The sequence below is a fragment of the Mesorhizobium sp. M8A.F.Ca.ET.202.01.1.1 genome (assembly GCF_004791595.1).
In the GTDB taxonomy this organism is placed as follows: Bacteria; Pseudomonadota; Alphaproteobacteria; order Rhizobiales; family Rhizobiaceae; genus Mesorhizobium.
The window spans coordinates 703,495-726,068 of the sequence record NZ_SRUN01000001.1; the positions used below are offsets into that span (position 1 = coordinate 703,495).

20 protein-coding genes and 1 pseudogene are annotated in these 22,574 nt (G+C 63.2%); 17 read left to right on the top strand and 4 right to left on the bottom strand.

From position 1 onward, the window contains the following. Positions 1-53 precede the first annotated feature (53 nt). Positions 54-995, bottom strand: a complete 942-nt coding sequence (fabD, locus tag EN845_RS03785) for an ACP S-malonyltransferase (protein ID WP_127871432.1) — start codon at positions 993-995, stop codon at positions 54-56. 244 nt (positions 996-1,239) lie between these two features. Here fabD and EN845_RS03790 point away from each other — a divergent pair, with 244 nt between their 5' ends. After that, positions 1,240-3,201 carry an LTA synthase family protein gene (locus EN845_RS03790; RefSeq protein WP_127871431.1) on the top strand — a complete coding sequence of 654 codons (1,962 nt, stop codon included), beginning with the start codon at positions 1,240-1,242 and terminating at the stop codon, positions 3,199-3,201. Between the two features lie 45 nt (positions 3,202-3,246). Here the strand turns inward: EN845_RS03790 and EN845_RS03795 are convergent, their stop codons facing one another. After that, positions 3,247-4,887, bottom strand: a complete 1,641-nt coding sequence (locus EN845_RS03795) for a pilus assembly protein (RefSeq protein ID WP_127871430.1) — start codon at positions 4,885-4,887, stop codon at positions 3,247-3,249. Positions 4,888-5,352: 465 nt separating this feature from the next. On the opposite strand from EN845_RS03795, the gene rpsF reads away from it, so the two are divergent. The 13 genes and pseudogenes from rpsF to EN845_RS03860 all read left to right on the top strand — a co-directional run bounded on the left by rpsF (position 5,353) and on the right by EN845_RS03860 (position 16,942). Next, a complete protein-coding gene (gene rpsF / locus EN845_RS03800) occupies positions 5,353-5,841 on the top strand; it encodes a 30S ribosomal protein S6 (RefSeq protein WP_127871429.1) in 489 nt (162 codons plus the stop codon). Further along, positions 5,841-6,089: a 30S ribosomal protein S18 gene (gene rpsR, locus EN845_RS03805; RefSeq protein ID WP_006203718.1), complete on the top strand. Its 249-nt coding sequence runs from the start codon at positions 5,841-5,843 to the stop codon at positions 6,087-6,089. Before rpsF ends, rpsR begins: the two co-directional genes overlap by 1 nt. A 215-nt stretch (positions 6,090-6,304) precedes the next feature. After that, positions 6,305-6,889 carry a 50S ribosomal protein L9 gene (rplI, locus tag EN845_RS03810; RefSeq protein ID WP_127871428.1) on the top strand — a complete coding sequence of 195 codons (585 nt, stop codon included), beginning with the start codon at positions 6,305-6,307 and terminating at the stop codon, positions 6,887-6,889. Between the two features lie 152 nt (positions 6,890-7,041). Next, positions 7,042-8,334 carry a cyclopropane-fatty-acyl-phospholipid synthase family protein gene (locus EN845_RS03815; RefSeq protein WP_127280225.1) on the top strand — a complete coding sequence of 431 codons (1,293 nt, stop codon included), beginning with the start codon at positions 7,042-7,044 and terminating at the stop codon, positions 8,332-8,334. An 89-nt stretch (positions 8,335-8,423) separates the two neighbouring features. Beyond that, a complete protein-coding gene (locus tag EN845_RS03820) occupies positions 8,424-8,747 on the top strand; it encodes a YnfA family protein (protein WP_127280224.1) in 324 nt (107 codons plus the stop codon). A gap of 1 nt (position 8,748) precedes the next feature. Next, entirely contained in the window at positions 8,749-9,720 is a 972-nt protein-coding gene (locus EN845_RS03825; protein WP_127871427.1) for a small ribosomal subunit Rsm22 family protein, read from the top strand. Positions 9,721-9,958: 238 nt separating this feature from the next. Next, on the top strand, positions 9,959-11,449 hold the full coding sequence (locus EN845_RS03830) for a replicative DNA helicase (RefSeq protein WP_127871426.1): 1,491 nt from the start codon (positions 9,959-9,961) through the stop codon (positions 11,447-11,449). Between the two features lie 92 nt (positions 11,450-11,541). Further along, complete coding sequence (gene radA / locus EN845_RS03835; protein ID WP_127871425.1) at positions 11,542-12,945, top strand: DNA repair protein RadA; 1,404 nt, start codon at positions 11,542-11,544, stop codon at positions 12,943-12,945. A 44-nt stretch (positions 12,946-12,989) separates the two neighbouring features. Next, on the top strand, positions 12,990-13,649 hold the full coding sequence (locus EN845_RS03840; protein ID WP_127278760.1) for a CvpA family protein: 660 nt from the start codon (positions 12,990-12,992) through the stop codon (positions 13,647-13,649). Between the two features lie 104 nt (positions 13,650-13,753). Further along, positions 13,754-15,223 carry an amidophosphoribosyltransferase gene (gene purF, locus EN845_RS03845; RefSeq protein ID WP_127278759.1) on the top strand — a complete coding sequence of 490 codons (1,470 nt, stop codon included), beginning with the start codon at positions 13,754-13,756 and terminating at the stop codon, positions 15,221-15,223. Positions 15,224-15,371: 148 nt separating this feature from the next. Next, positions 15,372-16,112, top strand: coding sequence for an SDR family NAD(P)-dependent oxidoreductase (locus EN845_RS03850; RefSeq protein ID WP_127871424.1), 741 nt, complete (start codon positions 15,372-15,374; stop codon positions 16,110-16,112). A 78-nt stretch (positions 16,113-16,190) separates the two neighbouring features. Continuing rightward, a pseudogene (locus tag EN845_RS03855) lies at positions 16,191-16,538 on the top strand (hypothetical protein); the annotation flags it as partial. 185 nt (positions 16,539-16,723) lie between these two features. Continuing rightward, the gene (locus tag EN845_RS03860) at positions 16,724-16,942 is read left to right on the top strand and encodes a hypothetical protein (protein ID WP_127278756.1); all 219 of its coding nucleotides are present in this window, start codon (positions 16,724-16,726) and stop codon (positions 16,940-16,942) included. Between the two features lie 167 nt (positions 16,943-17,109). Here the strand turns inward: EN845_RS03860 and EN845_RS03865 are convergent, their stop codons facing one another. Further along, positions 17,110-17,616 (bottom strand): OsmC family protein, encoded by a 507-nt coding sequence (locus EN845_RS03865; protein WP_127871423.1) that lies wholly within the window; start codon positions 17,614-17,616, stop codon positions 17,110-17,112. 189 nt (positions 17,617-17,805) lie between these two features. Here EN845_RS03865 and EN845_RS03870 point away from each other — a divergent pair, with 189 nt between their 5' ends. The 3 genes from EN845_RS03870 to EN845_RS03880 all read left to right on the top strand — a co-directional run bounded on the left by EN845_RS03870 (position 17,806) and on the right by EN845_RS03880 (position 21,788). Then, positions 17,806-19,323, top strand: coding sequence for a peptidase S10 (locus tag EN845_RS03870; RefSeq protein ID WP_127871422.1), 1,518 nt, complete (start codon positions 17,806-17,808; stop codon positions 19,321-19,323). 183 nt (positions 19,324-19,506) lie between these two features. Further along, complete coding sequence (aguA, locus tag EN845_RS03875) at positions 19,507-20,613, top strand: agmatine deiminase (protein WP_127871421.1); 1,107 nt, start codon at positions 19,507-19,509, stop codon at positions 20,611-20,613. Positions 20,614-20,684: 71 nt separating this feature from the next. Next, the gene (locus EN845_RS03880; RefSeq protein WP_127871420.1) at positions 20,685-21,788 is read left to right on the top strand and encodes a polyamine ABC transporter substrate-binding protein; all 1,104 of its coding nucleotides are present in this window, start codon (positions 20,685-20,687) and stop codon (positions 21,786-21,788) included. A 19-nt stretch (positions 21,789-21,807) separates the two neighbouring features. On the opposite strand, the gene EN845_RS03885 is transcribed toward EN845_RS03880, so the two are convergent. Further along, on the bottom strand, positions 21,808-22,515 hold the full coding sequence (locus tag EN845_RS03885; protein ID WP_245511627.1) for a LuxR C-terminal-related transcriptional regulator: 708 nt from the start codon (positions 22,513-22,515) through the stop codon (positions 21,808-21,810). Positions 22,516-22,574: the final 59 nt, after the last annotated feature.

The window sequence follows — 22,574 nt, forward strand, 5'->3', positions numbered from 1 at the left end:
GTCTCCAGGTTGAGAAGAGGGCGCCCCTTATAGGGATGGTCTCAAATGGCGCTTTATGCAAGCGCCGCAAGTGCCGCCTCGACCTCGGCCGAGGAACCGACGGACGCGGTGGCGATATCGCGGTTGATGCGGCGAGCCAGTCCCGAAAGCACCTTGCCGGCACCGATCTCGTAAAGCGTGGTGATGCCGTTGGCGCCGAACCATTCCACCGTTTCGCGCCAGCGCACGCGACCGGTCACCTGCTCGACCAAGCGCCCGGCGATCTCGTCGGGATCGGTCGACGGCTGCACCGATACGTTGGACACGACGGGAACGACTGGCGCGGTCTTTGCCACGCCGGCAAGCGCCTCGCGCATGACGTTGGCCGCCGGCGCCATCAGCGCCGAATGGAAGGGCGCCGACACCTGCAGCATCAGCGCACGCTTGGCGCCCTTATCGGTGCACAGTTTCGCTGCCAGCTCGACCGCGACCTTTGCACCTGAGATGACCAGCTGGCCGCCGCCATTGTCGTTGGCGATCTGGCAAATCGAGCCCTTGGCGGCCTCGGCGCAGGCATCTTCGACATCGGCCTGCTCCAACCCGATGATCGCCGCCATGGCGCCCTCGCCGGCCGGCACCGCCGCCTGCATGGCGTTACCGCGAATGCGCAGCAGACGAGCGGCATCGGCGACGGAAACGAAGCCGGCGGCGGCGAGTGCCGAATATTCGCCCAGCGAATGGCCGGCGACATAGGCGACCTGGTCCTTCAGCGAGAAACCGCGCGCTTCCAGCGCCCTGATCGCCGCCAGCGATACCGCCATCAGGGCCGGCTGCGCGTTGGCCGTCAGCGTCAAGGTCTCTTCGGGACCTTCCCAGATCAGCTTCGACAGGTTTTCGCCGAGCGCATCATCGACTTCCTGGAAGACCCTGCGCGCTTCGGGAAAGGCATCGGCGAGATCCTTGCCCATGCCGACAGCCTGGCTGCCCTGTCCTGGAAAGGTAAATGCGACGGCCATGCGAGGGCTCCCCAGACTGGTTCTGCTTGCGTGATACTACGAATTTTCCCTGCCTGTGACGCAAGGCAGGCCGCCAAGTCAAGCCACTTCAGCCCATGCCGAAGGCCGTATCCTTGAGCGAGTGCCTGTTCCGAAAGGGCTTTTTGGCGATCACACCTGATGAAAACCGCTCACGAATCGTTTGCTGGCTCTTCTTATTTCCGTCACAGGCGCTAGCTTTGCGTGACAATTATATGACAATCGAATGACGTGGGTTGTCTTTGGGTGGGAAGTTAAAGTGGCAAAGAGTTCGAAACGTGCCGGCAACGCCGCGCCGCAATTCCTGGAAGACGATCCGTCCACCGGCTATCTGCCGGGCCGGCGATGGCCGGTCGTCCGCTACGGGCTGATCAGCCTGGCGATCTCGGCCGTCATGGTGTTCGCCATCGAACTGATCGTGCGCGGTGATGTCGCCGGCACCGTTTCCTTCTTCCTGCAGCCGTTCAAGCCGGGCTGGACCACCATCGTCGTGTTCGCGCTGGTCCTGATCGGCCTCGATGCCGTGCTCGGCCGCAGTCATCAAAGCCTGATGATCGTCGCGCCGCTGACCCTATCGCTGGCCTTTGTCGGCCACCAGAAGTCGCATTATCTCGGCGACCCGCTCTATCCGACGGACTTCCTTTACGCCCGACAGATCTTCGCGCTGTTGCCTCTGCTGGTGCGCGAGCGGCCAATGACCGCGCTCGCCATGGTCGCGGGCATCGTGGTCGGCCTGTCCCTGCTCGTCTACGGCTGGCGTCTTTGGCGCCGCAAGGTTCCAGCCCTCAGCCACAAGGGCCGCCTCGCCCGGCTGACGCTGGCGGTGCCACTGCTCGCCTTCTTCGTCTCAATCATGGACTACGCCACCTTCTCGTGGACCAGGGACCGGCTGCAGATCATCCCGATTATGTGGGACCAGAAGGAAAACTACGCCTCCAACGGCTTTGCGCTCGCCTTCGCGCTCAACGTGCCGATGGCGCACGTCTCTGCCCCGCCGGGCTATTCCGACAAGGCAATCGCGGCGATCGACAGGCCCGATGTGAGCGCCTCGGTGCCGGCCCAGAAGCCAGACATCATCATCGTCATGAGCGAATCCTTCTGGGATTCGACCAAGCTGCCCGGCGTCACCATCACGCCCGATCCGATCCCCAATGTGCGGTCGCTCCGCTCGGGCTCGATGTTCTCGCCCGAATTCGGCGGCATGACCGCCAATATCGAATTCGAAGCGCTGACCGGGTTCTCGAACGCCTTCCTGCCGGCCGGTAGCATCCCCTACCAGCAGTATGTACGCACCCCGACGCCATCGATGGCGACCTTCCTGAAGAGCGAAGGCTATAGGGCACGCGCCATCCATCCAGGCACCAACTGGTTCTGGAATCGCGGCGCCGTCTATGCCGATTTCGGCTTCAACGACTTCAAATCGGAAGAAACGCTGCCGCCTATGGAAAAGCGCGGACCGCTGGCATCCGACGCCGCGATGACCGACGAGATCATCCGCGAAGCCGACGCCAGCGACGACCCCGTCTTCTTCTTCGCGGTCAGCCTGCAGAACCATGGCCCGTATGAGCCGAACCGTTATTCGAACCCGACCCACTCGGTGCAGGCGCCGATCAGCCAGTGGGCGCGGGACTCGCTGCTCTCCTACGCCGAGGGTTCAGCCGACGCGGACCGCGGCCTCGAGCGGCTGATCGAATGGGCCAAGACGCGCGAGCGGCCAACGATTGTCGCCTTTTTCGGTGACCACCTGCCGCCGCTCGGGCCGGTCTATGTCGAGACCGGCTTCCTGAAGGACAACGTCGCGCCCCGCAAGGAACCGACGCCGGAAGCCGCTCTCGAACATCACGCGACTCCGCTGATCATCTGGTCGAACCGTTCGGGCCCGGTCGAGAATCTGGGGACGGTGAGTCCTGCGTTCCTGCCCTATCATATCCTCACCGCCGCGGGCATCACCCACCCCTACTACACCGGCTTCCTGGGCGAGATGCGGGAGCGCTATCGCGTTGTCGACCGCAACCTGCTGCTCACGCCGGCCGGCGCGGCCACGGCCGACTGGTCGCGTCAGAAAGAGATCGACCCGGCGATCCGCGACTTCCGGCTGATCCAGTACGACATGATGTTCGGCAAGCGCCATGCCGCGCCCGACTTCTTCCCCGAGACGGTCGACAAGGTTGTCGCCCATACGAGTTGAGGTCTGGACCCCCCGGATGTATCGCGCGCTCTCGGCATCGGGCGCTCAATTCGTCAGTTGCAGCTTCGAGAACTTGTTGGCGATCTGCTGAAAAACATTCGGCAGCTTGGCCGGATCGTTGACGGCATAATAATCGCTCGGATCGGAAGCGCAGGCGCTGTAAAGCGTGCGGTTGGCGGCGGTGTCGGACTGCAGCACCATCGTGTAAATCTGCACGCCCTGGTTCTTCAACTGCGTGCAGACGCTCTTCGTCCAGCCGTCGACATTGCGGGCCGCCGTCGTCTGATTGTCCGACCCGAAGCGGCCACCCGCCAGATAGCCGTAGGATGTGTAGTCGGACTTCGTCGATTGCTGGCTGGCGCCGTAGACGACGTTCTCACCGTCGGTGAGCAGGAGTACGATCTTGCTGACGCCAGGCGTCTTGAATGGCGCGCCGCCGGTATAGGGCGCGCCGGGCGAGAGCACCCGCATGCCCCAGGACAGCCCCTCCGAGACGTTGGTGCCGGAGCCGTTCCATTCCGTCATCTGGCTCGCCGCCTTACGCAATTTGTCGAAATCGTCGGTCAGGGGAACGACGGGGGTCGGGCAGGAACGGTTGGGACCAACGGTGACGGGAGTTCCTGTCTCGGTGATAAGTTCCTTGGCCGGCGCCACATATTTGGCAACCTGTTCCTTGGTGGCTTTGTCGGGATCGCTGTCGAGGCCGCTGAAGTCGATGCCGAGCCGGTTGTCGCCTTTCTGTTTGTCTAGCTTGACCGTGTCGCTGGCGTCGCTGAGATAGGAATTGTTGTAGTATTTTGCCTCATTGCCATAGGAACTGGACGGCATCTGCGCATCTCCCGGATCATCCGGCGCAAAATAGGGAACGAACAGCGTGTCGGGCTTAGCCGGGTCGGGCGGCGTGTCGGAAATGTTGTAGGCGCCGGCCCGCGCCTCCACGCAGCCCTTCCATCCCGTGTCGTTCCATCCGGGCTCGGCCCATCCGGTGTCCTTGAGCTGCCTGAACAGGGCCATGTGGTTCGGGCGCTTGCCGTCGATGACGGGGAAATTGATACCGTTGGTCGAGGATTTGCCGTCCATGTCGATCCAGGACGGATCGAACCCGTCGCCATTGACGTTCACGGCCGTGACGAAGGGAACCAGCGAGGCACGGACCTGGCGCGTCGGCGACTTTGTCGATTCGAGCGTATCCAGCAACGACTTCGTCGCCGTCCTCAGAGCCGTCATGCGGGCGCCAGCCATCGAGCCGGTATTGTCCAGAACCAGCACGACTTCGAGCTGGTTATTGGACTCGGCCGCCGAGGCATCGACCACGATGTGCTTGCTCTGGCCAAACAGGAAAGCGAAGTTCAGATTGACGTCGGCCGAGGCGACCGCCTTGGTCTTGATGAAATTGACGCCCCTATCGACGGTCAGGGTCGCCTGCGCGTTGACGAGTTCGCCATGGCCAGCGATGTTGGCCTGGAAATAGCGGTCGAAAGCATCGGTGCGGGTCATGTCGAGATCGCCAAGATGCGAGGAGGCAAGGTTTGCCGCATCGAGCGCGTTCTGCAGGTTGCTCTTCGCCCGCATCATGGTCGAGACATCGGTCGCGAAGGCCACTGCCGACAGAATGGCGGGTAGCCCCAACCCCATGAGAAGCGCGAAATTGCCGCTCTTCGAGCGCCAGAACCTGTTGAGAAGCATCCTTACCCCCGAAAATGCTTGCCGCTTGTCATGCACGGCTGTCCGGGCTTTTGCACCTTTCATAATGAATCGACCGTTGACGGCGGAGGGCAACCCTGCGCAACCTGACATTGTGGTTAAGGTCCGGTTGCCGGGGAAAATCGCCGGGCCTTGCTGGCGCCGCGGCTTGATTTTCTGGTGGTTGCGACATCGGGGACGCCGCTTGCCCTTGCCTTATCGGTGGATTGCTATATAGACGCCGCCAATCTGCCGGTCCCAGCTGGGGGCTGAACGGAGGGCCGGAGGTTTTTTCGAGAACCTTCGTGTGAAGCCAGAAGCGCTTCCGCCTCCCGTGTCTCCGCTCTCGACCGTCTCGTCATGCTCCTTTCTTCCCCGCGCCTTTCGAGGCACATGCGGGTCAGAGAAGTTGCAGAGGCTTTTGCCGCCGGGAACCGGGAGAGAAACGAAGAAAGGCACCAAGACATAATGGCTCTTTACGAACATGTGTTTCTTGCCCGGCAGGACCTCTCGCAGCAGCAGGTCGATGCGCTTGTCGAACAGTACAAGGGCGTCATCGCAGCAAATGGCGGGGCCGTCGGCCGGGTCGAGAACTGGGGACTGAAGTCCCTCACCTACCGGGTCAACAAGAACCGGAAGGCATACTACACGCTGATGGACCTCACCTGCCCGCCGGCAGCGCTCAACGAGATGGAGCGCCAGATGGGTCTGTCCGAGGACGTGCTGCGTTTTCTGACCATCAAGGTCGAGGCGCATGAGGAAGGCCCATCGGCCATGATGCAGAAGCGCGAAGAGCGCTCCGAGCGCGGTGGCTTCGGCGATCGTGACCGTGGCGATCGTCCGGCGCGCAGCTTCGGCGACCGCGGCGATCGTGGCCCGCGTTCGTTCGGCGATCGCGAAGGCGGCGACCGTGGTCCGCGCCGTCCGCGCGAAGGTTTTGAAGGGGGTGCAGAATAATGGTCGACATCAATCAGATCCCGACCCGGCGCCCTTTCCATCGCCGCCGCAAGACCTGCCCGTTCTCCGGCGCCAACGCACCGAAGATCGACTACAAGGACGTGCGTCTGCTGCAGCGCTACATTTCCGAGCGCGGCAAGATCGTGCCGTCGCGCATCACCGCCGTCAGCCAGAAGAAGCAGCGCGAGCTCGCCAAGGCGATCAAGCGTGCCCGTTTCCTCGGCCTGCTGCCCTACGTGGTTCGCTAATTCTTCCGAACGGGCGGTTCGCCGCCCGTTCCTGTCGCCGGCCATGACGGGCATGACCGGCTAGCCATCAAATCCCGAGTTGAGGTCAATAACCTCTAACTGCCGCGACAGGCAGGACAGCGACACCGGCGGCAACGCCCCTTTGCTTCCTGACCTGTTCCAGAGAATTCGGCGTCGGCCTCGTGGACGGACGCCCAACCAAAAGGAACATAGCCATGGACGTCATTCTTCTCGAACGCGTTTCCCGCCTCGGCCAGATGGGCGATACCGTCAAGGTCAAGGACGGTTTTGCCCGCAATTTCCTGCTGCCGCAGGGCAAGGCGCTGCGCGCCAACGAAGCCAACAAGAAGAAGTTCGAGGGCCAGCGCGCCCAACTCGAAGCCCGCAACCTTGAACGCAAGTCGGAAGCGGCCCAGGTCGCCGAAAAGCTTGACGGCAAGAGCTTCATCGCGGTGCGTTCGGCCGGCGAGACCGGCCAGCTCTACGGTTCGGTGTCGACCCGCGACATCGCCGACCTGCTGACCGCGGAGGGCTTCACGGTCAACCGCAACCAGATCCAGCTCAACCAGCCGATCAAGACCATCGGCCTCACCAATGTGGCGATCGCGCTGCATCCGGAAGTCGAAGTCACCATCACGCTCAACATCGCCCGCACGGCCGACGAGGCCGAACGCCAGGCCAAGGGCGAGACGCTGACCACCGCCGAGGCCATTTACGGCGACGACATCAACGACAATGCGCGGCCGGAAAACTTCTTCGATCCGAATGCCGAGTTCGAAGGCGGCGAAGACAACGCCTGATCGCACAGGTCCTCGGACCACCGCTCTCCAGCCATTCTGGACCAATGCCCGGGCCTCTCGCCCGGGCATTTTTGTGCCAAAAGGAACTTTTCGAAACCCTATATATTGATGCAGAGTAGGACAGCCTGTCTGACCGTGAGGGGACATTGGACATGAATATTCTGTTGAAGCGCGTTCTCGACCGCCTGGTGCGCACGGGCAATCTGAAGGTAACCGGGCCGAAGGGTTCGACATTCATCTTCGGCGACGGCAGCGGCGAGCCGGTGCATATGCACATCAAGACCCGCCATGCCGAGCGCGCCATCTCCTTCGATCCGATGCTGGCGGTGCCTGAATCCTATATGGACGGCGAGTTGGACATTCTTGAAGGCGGCGTGCTTGGGCTGATGCGCATTGCCTTCCAGAACATGGGCAGCGGCGGCATCGACGCGACCTGGTCGAAAGCCATCGAGGGCCTGCGCCACGCCTTCCGCCGCCTGCAACAGATCAACACCGCCTCGCGCTCGCGCCGCAACGTGCAGCGGCACTACGACCTGTCAGGTGAACTCTACCGGCTCTTCCTCGATGAGGACATGCAGTATTCCTGCGCCTATTTCGAGCAACCGGACATGACGCTGGAAGAGGCGCAGGCAGCCAAGAAGCGCCATATCGCCGCCAAGCTCCGGCTGAAAGCAGGGCAGACGGTGCTCGACATCGGCTCCGGCTGGGGCGGGCTCGGCCTCTATCTCGCCAAGGCTTTCGACGTCGACGTGCAGGGTGTGACGCTGTCGACCGAACAGCATGGCGTCGCCACGGACCGGGCGCATGCGCAAGGGCTGGAAAACCACGTCCATTTTGAACTGAAGGATTATCGCGAGCTCAACGAACGCTTCGACCGCATCGTCTCGGTCGGCATGTTCGAGCATGTCGGCGTCAACCATTACCGAACCTTCTTCGACAAGGCGGCAACATTGCTGAAGCCTGATGGTGTCATGCTTCTGCACACGATCGGCCGCTCCGGCGTGCCGTGGGCGACCAGCGCCTTCATCCGCAAGTATATTTTCCCGGGTGGCTATATTCCGGCGATGTCCGAGGTGCTGCCGGCGATCGAAAAGTCCGGCCTCGTGGTCACCGACGTCGAAATCCTGCGGCTCCACTATGCCGACACGCTGAAGCACTGGGGCCAGCGCTTCGCCGCCAACCGCGACAAGGCCAAGGCGATCTATGACGAACGCTTCTGCCGCATGTGGGAGTTCTATCTGGCCGCCTCGGAGGCTGCCTTCCGTTGGCAGGACCTGGTGATTTTCCAGTTCCAGATCACCAAGAAGAACGACACGTTGCCGATGACGCGCGACTACATGGCCAAATGCGAAAAGGCACTGGAAATGCGCGACATGGGTCGCCGCGAGGCGGCTCCAGTCGAGAAGCCCGTCAAGCCGGCCCGGCGCCGCAAGGTGGCGGAATAGGAACGGCGCTGCAGAACGCATTATTGGCGCTTGCCATTGCAGGCTCCTGCCCCGAAAAAGGCCTCGTGAATCGTCGCGAGGCCTTTTTCATGACCTATCTCCTCTATGCCGCCGCAGCGCTGGCCGAGATCGCCGGCTGTTTTTCGGTATGGGCCTGGTGGCGGCTGGAAAAATCGCCTTTGTGGCTGGCGCCGGGCTTTGTCTCGCTGCTTGTCTTCGCCTGGCTCCTGGCACTGGTCGACACCAATGCAGCAGGGCGAGCCTATGCCGCTTACGGCGGCATCTACATCGTAGCCTCGCTGGCCTGGCTCTGGCTGGTGGAAGGCGTGCGGCCCGACCGCTGGGATCTTGGCGGTGCGGCACTCTGCGTGGCAGGTGCCTCGATCATCCTGCTCGTGCCGCGAGGAGCATAGCGTGGAGTTGCCGGCCCCTCTTCGACAGGCTGTCGATCGCATTTTGGAAAAAGTACCGCTGCCGGACCTGAAGCAGGCGGCAAAGACGCTCTCCGACCGTTACCGCGCCGAACTGCGCGACGGCCGCCTGCACATGGCGCAGGACATGGCGGTCAGGGCCTATCTGGCGACGCGGCTGCCGGCGACCTATGCCGCGGTCCGCGCCAGCCTCGATGCGCTCGCCGAAGCCCGGCCGGATTTCACGCCGAAAACCTTACTCGATGTCGGCGCCGGCCCTGGTACGGTGCTTTGGGCCACCAGCGACCTCTGGCCTGAACTGGAACTGGCCACGTTGCTGGAGGCGAGTGCCGCGGTGCGCAAAATCGGCGAGACACTTGCCGCCGATGCGATCGCGGCCCGGACCATCTGGCAGGCCGGCGATGTCACGACAGACCTTGCCGACCTCCAGCCCGCGGACCTCGTCACATGCGCCTATGTGCTGGACGAGATCGTGCCGGCATCCCTGGCCAAAATGATCGACCGGCTATGGCACCTCACGACCGACACGGTGCTGATTATCGAGCCGGGCACGCCGGCGGGCTGGCAGCGAATTCTGGCGGTGCGCCAGCAATTGATCGCCGCCGGCGCGCATGTGCTGGCGCCTTGTCCGCACGAAGCGCCCTGCCCGCTCAACCCGCCCGACTGGTGCCATTTTTCCCGCCGCGTCGCCCGCTCGCGCCTGCACCGGCTGGCCAAGGACGCCGATGTGCCATGGGAGGACGAGAAATTCATCTATGTCGCCGCTTCGCGCCAGCCGGCTGTCTCCCGCGCCGCACGGGTGATCGCGCCGCCGAAGTCAGGGTCCGGCAAGGTGTCGCTGAAACTCTGTGAAGCAGACGGCAGCGCCGGCGAAAAGCTCTTCACCAAACGCGACGGCGACGCCTTCAAGGTGGCGCGGCGGCTGGACTGGGGCGATGCGCTGGCACGAGGATGAAACGAACGCGACGGCTCCGCAATCCCGTGCCAATCGCTCCACTTTCCTGTTTTGTTCTCCTTCGAGAAACACTAAACTCGCAACTCTCGATTCGAGTCAATTGCGATTCTTTCCACGGAAAAATTTTGGCTGTGAATCGCGAGTATCAAAGCCGCTTCGACACGGGCTGTTGCAGATAAGTCAGCACCGACTTGTCCAGTTCTGATATCGAAAGGGCGGGATCGAAATTGGGGACATCATGGCAGAGGCAGCGCGAAAATTCGGCGTGGCGGAGCAACCGCTTTATCGCGAATCGCCCAACAACATCGAGGCCGAGCAGGCGCTGCTTGGCGCCATCCTGGTCAACAACGATGCCTTCTACCGGGTGTCCGATTTCCTGAAGTCCGGTCATTTCCATGAACCCCTGCACCGCAAGATCTTCGACGTCGCGGCCGAATTGATCCGCATGGGCAAGGCGGCGACGCCGATCACGCTGAAGACCTTCCTGCCGGCCGACGAAAAGGTCGGCGACATGACGGTGGCGCAATATGTCGTGCGGCTGGCGGTGGAAGCCGTCACCGTCGTCAACGCCACCGATTACGGCCGCGCCATCTATGACCTGGCGACGCGCCGGGCGCTGATCACGGTCGGCGAGGACATGGTCAACATCGCCTATGACGCACCTGTCGACATGTCGCCTTCCGAACAGATCGAGGACGCCGAGCGCCGCCTGTTCGAACTGGCTGAAACCGGGCGCTATGACGGCGGCTTCGAGAGCTTCACCGACGCGGTCAAGACCGCGGTCGACATGGCCAACGCCGCCTATATGCGCGACGGCGGTCTGTCGGGCCTCGCCACCGGCATGCGCGATCTCGACCGCCGCATGGGCGGCCTGCAGCCCTCCGACCTGATCGTGCTTGCCGGCCGTCCGGGCATGGGCAAGACATCGCTCGCCACCAACATCGCCTTCAACGTCGCCGAGGCCTATGTGCCGGCACAACAGGCCGACGGCTCGTTCAAGGCGGCCAATGGCGGTGTCGTCGGGTTCTTCTCGCTCGAAATGTCGTCCGAACAGCTCGCGACCCGTATCATTTCCGAACAGACGGAAATCTCTTCCTCGAAGATCCGCCGCGGCGAAATCAGCGAAATGGATTTCGAAAAGCTGGTCGCCTGTTCGCAGACCATGCAGAAGATCCCGCTGTTCATCGACCAGACCGGTGGTATTTCCATTGCTCAGTTGTCTGCCCGCGCGCGCCGCCTGAAGCGCCAGCGTGGCCTCGACCTGATCGTCATCGACTATATCCAGCTGATGCAGGGCTCATCCGCCAAGTCCTCGCAGAACCGCGTGCAGGAAATCACCGAGATCACCACGGGCCTGAAAGCGCTGGCCAAGGAACTGACCGTGCCGATCATCGCGCTGTCGCAGCTCTCGCGTCAGGTCGAAAGCCGCGACGACAAGCGCCCGCAGCTCTCCGATCTGCGCGAATCCGGTTCGATCGAGCAGGACGCCGACGTCGTCATCTTCGTCTACCGCGAGGAGTATTACCTCAAGAACCGCGAGCCGAAGCTCGGCACCGAGGAATACGTCAAGTGGGAAAACGAGATGAACGAGATGCGCGGCAAGGCCGAGGTGATCGTGGCCAAGCAGCGCCATGGACCGACCGGCACGGTCACGCTCGCCTTCCACGGCGAATTCACCCGCTTCTCTGATTTGGCCGAAGAGCACCACATCGCGGAGAGGTTCGAGTAGCCGTTTGACCGCGACCTCAACAACAACGGGTCTCGGCGCTCTACGACGCCCCCCCCTGTCCGGAACCCGCAATCGGGCGGGAAGGTAAAAGCGTGGCCAAATCCCGCGTCCAGTTCATCTGCCAGAATTGCGGTTCGGTGCATCAGCGCTGGGCCGGCAAATGCGATGCCTGCGGCGAGTGGAACACGCTGGTCGAGGAAGGCACGTCGGGCGGCATCGGCTCGGGGCCTGCCAACACGCGCAATGCCCGCAAGGGCCGCGCGGTGGTGCTGACCACGCTTTCCGGTGACATCGAGGACGCGCCGCGCATCATATCAGGCATCGGCGAACTCGACCGCGCCACCGGCGGCGGTTTCGTCCGGGGCTCTGCACTGCTGGTCGGCGGCGATCCCGGTATCGGCAAATCGACGCTGCTCACCCAGGCCGCGGCCGCTCTTGCCTCCAAAGGCCACCGCATCGTCTATGTTTCGGGCGAAGAGGCGGTTGCCCAGATCAGGCTGCGCGCGCAGAGGCTCGGCGTCGCGTCGGCGCCCGTGGAACTGGCGGCCGAGACCAATGTCGAGGATATCCTCGCCACGATCGCCGACGGCAAGCGGCCGGATCTGGTCATCCTCGATTCGATCCAGACGCTGTGGACCGACCTAGCCGACTCGGCGCCGGGCACGGTCACCCAGGTGCGCGCCGCCGCCCAGGCAATGATCCGCTACGCCAAATCCACGGGTGCCGCGATCGTGCTGGTCGGCCATGTCACCAAGGAAGGCCAGATCGCCGGTCCGCGCGTGGTCGAGCACATGGTCGACGGCGTGCTCTATTTCGAGGGCGAAGGCGGCCACCACTTCCGCATCCTGCGCACGGTGAAGAACCGCTTCGGACCGACCGATGAGATCGGCGTCTTCGAAATGTCGGACAAGGGTCTGCGCGAGGTCTCCAACCCGTCCGAACTTTTCCTTGGCGAACGGCACGCGAAATCGCCGGGAGCAGCGGTTTTCGCCGGCATGGAAGGCACCAGGCCCGTCCTGGTCGAGATCCAGGCGCTGGTCGCGCCCTCCTCGCTCGGCACGCCGCGCCGGGCGGTGGTCGGCTGGGACGGGGCTCGGTTGTCGATGGTGCTGGCGGTGCTGGAGGCGCATTGCGGTGTCCGTTTCGGCCAGCATGACGTCTATCTCAACGTCGCCGGCGGCTACCGCATCAGCGAGCCGGCGGCCGATCTTGCGGTCGCCGCGGCACTGGTTTCCTCGCTCACCGGTCTTGCCCTTCCCGCCGATTGCGTCTATTTCGGCGAAATCAGCCTTTCGGGCGCGGTGAGGCCGGTTGCGCATGCGCAGCAGCGCCTCAAGGAAGCCGAAAAACTGGGTTTTGGTAGCGCGGTTCTGCCCTTGGGCAGCGAGGAACTTGCTGGAGGGATCGGGGCCGGCGCTTTCCAACCCACCGAGCTTGCCGACCTCGTGGCGCGTATAGCCGGCTCACGGCGAAGCCGTGCCGACGATGAAGAGTGACGCGGCTCATCCGGTGGTGAGCAAGACAGAGTGGGGCGAAAGACATGCCGATTACGCTGCTTGACGGAATTCTCGTCGGCTTCACCCTGGTCTCGGCGATGCTCGCCATGGTTCGCGGTTTTTCGCGCGAAGTGCTCTCGGTGGTGTCCTGGGCGGCGGCGGCGGCGGCCGCCTTCTTCTTCTACAAGCCGGTCCTGCCCTACCTGAAGCCCTATATCGACAATGAGAAGATCGCCATGGCCGCTGCCGCCGGCGTCGTCTTCATCATCGCGCTGATCGTGGTCTCGGTCATCACCATGAAGCTCGCCGACTGGATCATCGATTCGCGCATCGGCGCGCTCGACCGCACGCTCGGCTTCCTCTACGGCGCCGCGCGCGGCGTCCTGGTCGTCGCGGTGGCGCTGCTGTTCTTCAACTGGCTGGCCGGCGCCAAGGCCCCGGCCTGGGTCACGGAAGCCAAGTCGCGGCCGCTGCTGGAACAGATCGGCGCCAAGCTGGAAAGCCTGCTGCCGGAGGATCCGGAAAACGCCATCCTCAAGAAGCTCAATCCGAATCAGCCGGCCGCCGAGACGCCCGCCGCGCCCGACGCACCGGCGGCGGATGCCCCAGCCGGCGGCGACGACGCCAATGCGCCAGCGCCCGACGACAACGACGCCGGTCCCGCCGACAACACGGCCAAGCCGGCGCCAGCGCCGGCGAACTGAGGTCCGAACGGGACGTCTGGCGATCGATCCATGTGAACGATCGCATGCAGTGCGTTGCTTTCGACGCGCGACCGCCTTATATGGCGATTTTAGCGGAGCTTAAGATGGCAGACGCAGACGACGTGCTTTCCGCCGAGGCTGACGATCATTTCCATGACGAATGCGGCGTCTTCGGCATCTTTGGCCGGCAGGATGCGGCGGCCATCGTCACGCTCGGCCTGCATGCGCTGCAGCATCGTGGCCAGGAAGCGGCCGGCATCGTTTCCTACGACGGCACCCAGTTCCATGTCGAACGCCATGTCGGACTGATCGGCGACACCTTCACCAAGCAGCGCGTCATCGACAGCCTGCAGGGCAACCGCGCCATTGGCCACACGCGCTACGCCACGACAGGCGGCGCCGGCATGCGCAACATCCAGCCCTTCTTCGCCGAGTTGGCCGATGGCGGCTTCGCCGTCGCCCATAACGGCAACCTCACCAACGCCATGACCGTGCAGCGCGCGCTGCAGAAGCAGGGCGCGATCTTCTCCTCCACCTCCGACACCGAGACGCTTTTGCATCTGGTCGCGACCAGCAAGGAGCGCGATCTCAACTCGCGCTTCATCGACGCGGTGCGCCAGGTAGAGGGCGCCTTCTCGCTGGTGGCGATGACGGCCAAGAAGATGATCGGTTGCCGCGATCCGCTCGGCATCCGCCCGCTGGTGCTCGGCGATCTCGACGGCGCCTGGATCCTGGCCTCCGAGACCTGCGCGCTCGACATCATCGGCGCCCGTTTCGTGCGTGATCTGAAGCCCGGCGAGATGGTCGTCGTCACCTCGAAGGGCATCGAGAGCCTGTTCCCGTTCGAACCGCAGAAGACCCGCTTCTGCATTTTCGAATATGTCTATTTCGCCCGGCCCGACTCTTCGGTCGAGGGCCGCAATGTCTATGAGGTGCGCAAGCGCATCGGCGCCGAACTGGCGCAGGAAAACCCGGTCGAGGCCGACATCGTCGTGCCGGTGCCGGACTCGGGCACGCCGGCGGCGATCGGCTTCAGCCAGGCGGCCGGCATTCCCTTTGAGCTTGGCATCATCCGCAACCATTATGTCGGCCGCACCTTCATTCAGCCCGGCGATTCGATCCGCCACATGGGCGTCAAGCTCAAGCACAACGCCAACCGCCGCATGATCGAGGGCAAGCGCGTGGTGCTGGTCGACGATTCCATCGTGCGCGGCACCACCAGCCAGAAGATCGTGCAGATGGTGCGTGACGCCGGCGCCAGGGAAGTGCACATGCGCATTGCATCGCCGCCGACCAGCGCATCGTGCTTCTACGGTGTCGACACGCCGGAGAAGTCGAAGCTGCTCGCTTCGCGCATGTCGGTGGAAGAGATGGCCGAGTTCATCCGCGTCGATTCACTCGGCTTCCTCTCGATCAACGGGCTCTACCGCGCCGTCGGCGAGGCCAGCCGCAACGACGAACAGCCGCAGTTCTGCGATGCGTGCTTCACCGGCCAGTACCCGACCCGCCTGCTCGACTTCGAAGGCCACGACAATGTGCGCACGCTGTCGCTGCTGGCGACAAGCGGGGCGTAGGATTGCCGGACCGTCACCAGCTTAGAGCGGTTCAGCGTTTGATAGAATCGCCGAACCGCTCTAACTCTTTGTTTTTACGCAATTCCGGACGGAAAACCGTTACACACTTTTCCTGGAATTGCTCTAGCCAGAGTTCCGGAAGCATCGCATGACCCTCGACCTTACCGGCCGCGTTGCGGTCGTCACTGGCGCCTCGCGCGGCATCGGCTATTTCATCGCCAGGGAATTGGCGGCGGCCGGTGCGCATGTCATCGCGGTTGCCCGCACCGTCGGAGGGCTGGAAGAACTCGACGACCAGATCAAGGCGGCTGGCGGCCAGGCGACGCTGGTCCCGCTCGATCTCGCCGACATGGCCGGCATCGACCGGCTGGGCGGCGCCATCCATGAGCGCTGGGGCAAGCTTGACATTCTCGTAGCCAATGCCGGCGTGCTCGGCGTCATCTCGCCGATTGGCCATGTCGAGGCCAAGACCTTCGAAAAGGTGATGACCATCAACGTCACCTCGACCTGGCGGCTGATCCGCTCCGTCGACCCGCTGCTGCGGCTTTCGGACGCCGGCCGGGCGATTATCCTGTCTTCCAATGCCGCGCATTCCGCGCGCGCGTTCTGGGCGCCTTACGCGGCATCGAAGGCGGCGGTCGAAACGATGATGCGTTCCTGGGCGCATGAGACGCAAAGCCTGCCGCTGCGCGTCAACGCCGCCGACCCCGGCGCCACGCGCACCGCGATGCGCGCGCAAGCCGTACCCGGTGAGGATCCCGAGACGCTGCCGCACCCCTCCGAGATCGCCAAACGCATCGTGCCGCTGGCCAGCCCGGACCTCAAAGAGACCGGCCTGATCTTCCAGGCCAAGCACAACCGCTTCGTCACCTATCGGCAACCGGAATAAAACTCGGGTTCGAAACGGATTAAAAGAGCCTTCGGCTACGTTTTCCTGACGTAGGACATTCGAAACCGGAGGACCGACATGCGCAGATTCGTTATCGTTGCCGCCGCTCTCACCGCCGCCCTTGGGGCTACAGTCGGTGTGGCTGTTTCCCAAGATACCAAAATGAGCTTCTTCGTCACCAGTGTCGGCTCCGGCAAGGGCGCCGATCTCGGTGGCCTGAAGGGCGCGGACGCCCATTGCGCATCGCTTGCCGAAGCCGCCGGCGTCACCGGCAAGAGCTGGCACGCTTATCTCTCGACCAGCGCCGAGGATGCGCGCGACCGCATCGGCAAGGGGCCTTGGTTCAACGCCAAGGGCGCCAAGATCGCGGATAATGTCGCCTCCCTGCACAGCGACGCCAACGGCATCACCAAGCAGACCGCGCTGTTTTGCGACCGACTGAACCGTGGCGTCGGCAACAGGCCAGTCCGAAAATCCGCCGGATGATCACGCGGCTGTGATCTAAGGGAGAAGGGCGCGCGGCGGTCATGCTTTCGTCATTTCGGAGGAGTTGTTAGGATCGGAAGACTCCCACACCAAGCGCCCTGCTGGGGCAGAACAAGGAAAACTCCATGGCTACGACCGCAGCATTGGTCTGGTATCTGGTAATCGCCGGCCCACAGGGCGGCATGGTTGTGCTGCCCAGCACCTTCGACAAACGCGAACAGTGCGCCGCCGCCATCACCGAGTATCAGAAGCAGCCGACACCCGCGGGCTGGTCCGTGCAGTGCGTGCCGAGCGCCTCGCCCTTCACCGACGAAGGCGACGCCGAAGAGCCGGCAGCTCAGTAAGCATCAGGTATCACTAGAGCAATTCCACGAAAAGTGTGCAGCGGTTTTCCCGGAAGAAGCGCGTAGCGCTTCCCCTTGGGAATTGCGTAAAAACAAGAAGTTAGAGCGGGTCAGAGATTCTATCAAACTCTGAACCGCTCTAGGCCCGCTGCCGCGGGCCTTGTGATTCATCTCCGCGCGCTCACCGTCAGCTCCGGCTTCTGGTTGATGGTCTGGAACACCACGCAATAGCGCTCGGTCAGCTTCAGCAGCGAATCGATCCGCTCCTGCGGCTCGTCCGTGTCGAGATCGAAACTGAGCCGGATGGCGCGAAAACCGACCGGCGCATCCTTGGCGACACCGAGTGTGCCACGAAAATCAAGGTCGCCTTCGGCTTCAACGGTCGCGGCGCCGAGCTTGAACTCGAGCGCCGTCGCCACAGCCTTCAGCGTCACCCCGGCGCAGGCCACCAGCGCCTCGAGGAGCATGTCGCCGGAGCACAGCTCGAGCCCCGAGCCGCCTGTTGCCGGATGAAGGCCAGCGACGGCAATCGCCCTGCCCGTCTCGACCTTGCAGGCCACCGACTGTTCGTCGATCGAACCCTTCGCTCTCAGCGTGATCAGTGCTTGCGCGGCGTCGTTACGGTAGGCCTGCTTCAGCGGCGCCTGCATGGCCTTGAGTTCGGTCGCGTCCATTTTCGTTCCTTTCGAACGCTTTCTGTCTTGATAGCACGGTCGTGCGAGAGGTGTGAGCCAATCCGAGCTACGATCCAAGCTGTCAGGAACCGGTGTCGAGGGGATAGCAGTGGGCTCGCCTTCGTCTATTCCCTTTGACTTCATTCGCCTCGGCCATACCTATGCGGGAGTCGTTCCCGCGGAGGCCTCATGCGTTCCAAGCTGAAACTCGTCTCCCTTGTCCTCTTCATGCTTGCCGGCTTCGCGCGGCCCCTCTTGGCTGAAACGCCAGAGCGGCCAGCGCCCGAGGGCGGTGTGCTGTCGCTGCTGCCCTCACCCGAGATCAGCGACCATTCGATCACCATTGCCGGGCACAGTCTGCGGTACCAGGCAAAGGCCGGCACGCTTCCGCTGCTCTCCGGCAAGGGCGAGGTCACGGCGGAGATTTTCTATGTTGCCTATACGCTGAAACCGCGTGAGGGCACGGCGACGGAAGCACCGCGGCCAATCACCTTCGCGTTCAATGGCGGCCCGGGCGCCGCTTCAGCCTATCTGCATCTCGGCGCGCTCGGACCGCGCATAGTGGCGACCGGAGCCGACGGGGAATTCCTCCCCTCGCCGCAGAAGCTCATCGACAATCCCGACAGCTGGCTCGACATGACCGACCTCGTCTTCGTTGATCCGGTGGGAACCGGCTACAGTCGCGAGGCGCCTGGCCAGGATACGCACGACTTCTGGGGCGTCAGGCAGGACGCCAGTTCCATCGGTGCGTTTATCCGGCTCTATCTTGCCCAAAACAGCCGCATGGGATCCCCGCTGTTCCTCGCCGGTGAGAGCTATGGCGGGTTCCGGGCGGCACTGCTTGCCAGGACGCTGCAGGAAGATATCGGCATCAGCCCAAGCGGCATCGTGCTGATCTCGCCGGCGCTGGAATTCACCCTGGTGCAGCCCGACGAATTCGAGCCGCTGCATTGGGCTCTCGAACTACCCTCCCTCGCCGCGGTTCGCCTGCGTAGTGAAGGTTTCAACGGCGATGCACTGCGGGAAAAGCTCGCCGATATCGAGCATTATGCACTTGGCGAGTACCTCACCGCGCTCGCCAGTGGGCTGGAGCAAGGCGGGCGGCTGGCCAGCGATCGCGTAGCGGAGATCACCGGCCTGCCACTCGACCTCGTTCACCGCAACTTCGCCCGCGTCCCGACCTCGCTCTTCGCAAGGGAGTTTGGCCGTGCCACGGGCAAGGTGCTCAGCCCCTATGACGGTATGATCGCGACGGCGGACATAGCGCCTCAGAGCGCCCGGATCGCCGGTCCCGATCCGGTGCTGGACCGCAGTGTGCCGGCGCTGACCTCGGCTTTTGTCGGCTACGCTCGCGACGAGCTGAACTTTCGCACCGATGTTAGCTACCGCTTACTGAACGACGATATCAGCCACAACTGGGACTATGGGACGAGCGCCTCGCGCCAAGGCTATGCTGGCGTGGTGGACGATTTGCAGCGGGCACGCTCCTTGAATCCCGCGCTGGGCGTCGTCATCGTCAACGGCTACACCGATCTCGTCACTCCCTACCTGGCGTCGCGTTATCTGGTCAGCCAGATTCCGTCGCTCGCCGGCGCCAGGCCGATCCGCCTCGACGTCGTTGAAGGTGGACACATGATGTATTTCAAGCCGGACGGCCGACACGCGCTGAAAGAGGCCGCTTCGGAACTTTACCAGGCGACGCAATAAACAATAGAGACCCCGCAATTTCGGGCAACCTAGGCCCGGGGCCAATGGTGCTGGCCCCAGCCGAACGCAGGCCAGGGGACTGGCGCAGTGATCAAGCTATCCCAAATGGGACATTGACGAACAAGGCCCCAAAACCTTCTGATCCGGGAAAGTTTCGTCGTTCCATTTTCCGGCAGTCCCACAATGTCACATACGCTCTCGACCACACCGAGACAGGATGGGTTTCGCGCTCCTGGCGAATTCGAACCCAAATCAGGCTGCTGGCTGATCTGGCCGGAGCGGCCGGACACCTGGCGCCAGGGCGCCAAGCCCGCCCAGAAGCTGTTCGCCGACGTCGCCGCCGCGATCGGTCAAAGCGAACCCGTGACCGTGGCGGCATCCAGCCGCCAATGGCGGAACGCCAGAGCGCGCTTGCCCGCCGAGGTGCGCGTCGTGGAGATGTCCACCAACGATTCCTGGCTGCGCGACAGCGGCCCCAATTTCGTCGTCAACGACCAAGGCGGCGTGCGCGGCGTCGATTGGATCTTCAACGCATATGGCGGGTTTGACGGCGGCCTCTACTCGCCTTGGGATCTCGATGACCTTGCCGCACAAAAAGTGCTCGAGATCGAGAGGATGGACCGCTACCGCGCGCCGCTGATCGCCGAGGGCGGCGGCCTGCAATGCGATGGCCAGGGAACGCTGATGACGACCGAGCAATGCCTGCTCAATCGAAATCGCAACGCCCAACTCGGCAAAGCCGAGGTGGAGAGCCGGCTTGGCGACTATCTCGGCGTCGACGACATCATCTGGCTGCCGCGTGGCTTTGCTTTCGACGAGACGGATGGTCATGTCGACGATCTCTGTTGCTTCGTTCGTCCGGGCGTCGTGGCGCTGAGCTGGACCGACGAGCGGAGCGACCCGCAATATGAGATCGTGCGCGAAGCCGAAGAGGTGCTGCGTTCGGCCCGTGACGCGCGTGGCCGCAGCCTGGAGGTTCATCGGCTGCACCATCCCCTTCCGATCGAAATGACGGCCGAGGAAAGCGAGGGCTTGGACCGGGTCGATTCGACCTGGGCGCGGCCAACAGGCAACCGGATCGCGGCGAGTTACATCAACTATTATCCGGGCAACAGCGTCGTGGTCGTGCCGGAGTTCGGCTGCGATCTCGACCGGAAGGCAAAGCAACAGCTGGCCACGCTGTTCCCCGACCACAAGATCGTGGGCATCGAGAACTCCCGCGAAATTCTGCTCGGCGGCGGCAATGTCGCCTGTATCACCTTACCCGTTTATGCGCCGCAGCGGCGTTGAGCGGCAAGCGTGCCGAAAGTGAAATTGGAACGGTGCGCCGCATCGGCCGCACCCGCGAAAGGAGGACACCCATGCGCTCCCTGCTCATCCCAATCCTGAGCGCCGCGCTTGCCTGCGGCATCTGCTTCGGCGGCGCCCGGGCGGACGACGAGAAGGTCGTCAACGTCTACAACTGGTCCGACTATATCGCGCCGGACACGGCTGAGAAGTTCGAGAAGGAGACAGGTATCAAGGTCCGCTACGATGTCTATGACGGCAACGAGGTCCTTGAGACGAAACTGCTCACCGGCGGCTCGGGGTATGACGTGGTGTATCCCTCGGCCTTTCCGTTTCTGAAGAACCAGGTGAAGGCGGGCGCTTTCCTGCCACTCGACGGATCGAAGCTTTCAAACCACTCGAAAATCGATCCGCAAGCCTTGTCGCTGATCGCGGGCGCGGATCCGCAGAACCTGCACGCAGTGCCTTACATGGCCGTCACGGACGGCATCGGCTACAATGTCGCTGCCATCAAGCAACGGATGCCGGACGCGCCGACAGATTCGTTCGCCATGGTCTTCGACGTCGACGTCGTCAAGAAATTCTCCGATTGCGGCGTCGCCATGATCGATGCCCCGGCGGAGATCATTCCGATGGCCATGAACTATCTCCATATCGACCCCAGGTCGACCAGTCCGGACGACCTCGCCAAGGTTGAAGAACTGATGGGCAAGGTGCGGCCTTATATCCGTTACTTCCACTCGTCGAAATACATCAACGACCTGGCGAATGGCGACATCTGTGTCGTGCTGGGCTGGTCGGGCGACATATTGCAGGCGAAGACCCGTGCGGCGGAATCCGCGAAGAAGCTTGAGATTGCCTATTCCATTCCCAGGGAAGGCACGCTGATAAACTTCGATACGATGGCGGTGCCGAAGGATGCGCCGCATCCGGAGAATGCCCGGGCCTGGATCGATTTCAACTTGCGGCCCGACATAGCGGCGGCCAATTCCAGCTATGTTTCCTATGCCAATGCGATCCCGGAATCCCTGCCGCTGATGGATCAGGCCGTCGCCAAGGATCCCGGCGTTTTCCCACCCGATGACGTAAAGGCCAAGCTATTCGTGGTCGAGAACAACGACGCAAAGCTGCTGCGCCTGCAGAACCGCATGTGGACACGCGTCGTGACGGGACAGTGAAGCTGGCAAAACGACACCGTCAGGTGCGCGGAGCCTCCCAGCCGGCGGCCAGCAACTCGACCTGGGAGTGCACACCGAGCTTGCGGTAGACCTGCTTGATGTGGTTGCGCACGGTGCCGGGTGAAATCGACAGGTTTCGCGCAATCGTCTTGGCGCTGCCGCCCTCGATCAGCAGCCGCGCGATCTGCCTTTGCCGGGCGCTCAGTTGCGACCCCGCGGCTTCGAGTGCGGACCCCTTGTCCCGAAGGCGGCACAAATGAAGCAGCCTTTGCAGAATGAGCTTCGTCGCGCTGCTCGCCGCGCCGGCCACGGCCAGATCATGCTCGCCAAAACGCGGTGCGCCGTTGCGGCGCAGAAAGGTCACATAGCCGGCCGTCAGTCCGTCGAGATTGAAGACGCCCGTTATTTCATCGAAGCTGCCGGAGGGCCCGTAGAATTCGCGATAATAGGGCGTGCGCTGGAAATCGCCGTGGCTGAGAGCCGACAAGGGCAGCAGGAAATCCTGTCTGGTGCTGGCGAACCTCTGAAAGAAGGGATCCTGGCGATAGATGCGCGCATCATAGTCGCGGTTCCAGCGATCGGGTCCGGCATCGTCGATGGTCAAGGACGTTATATCGCGACGATAGAAGCCAACATAGACACGATCCGAGCCAAGCAGCACGCCTGCCGCCGCGCTGAAGCGGGCCGACAAGTCTTCGGGCGTTGCCGCCAGGGCCGCGGCGGCCACGCCACCGCTCCAGCGTTCAAGCCGGTCGAGAGAAAAATTCGACTGCATCCGCGCCCAGA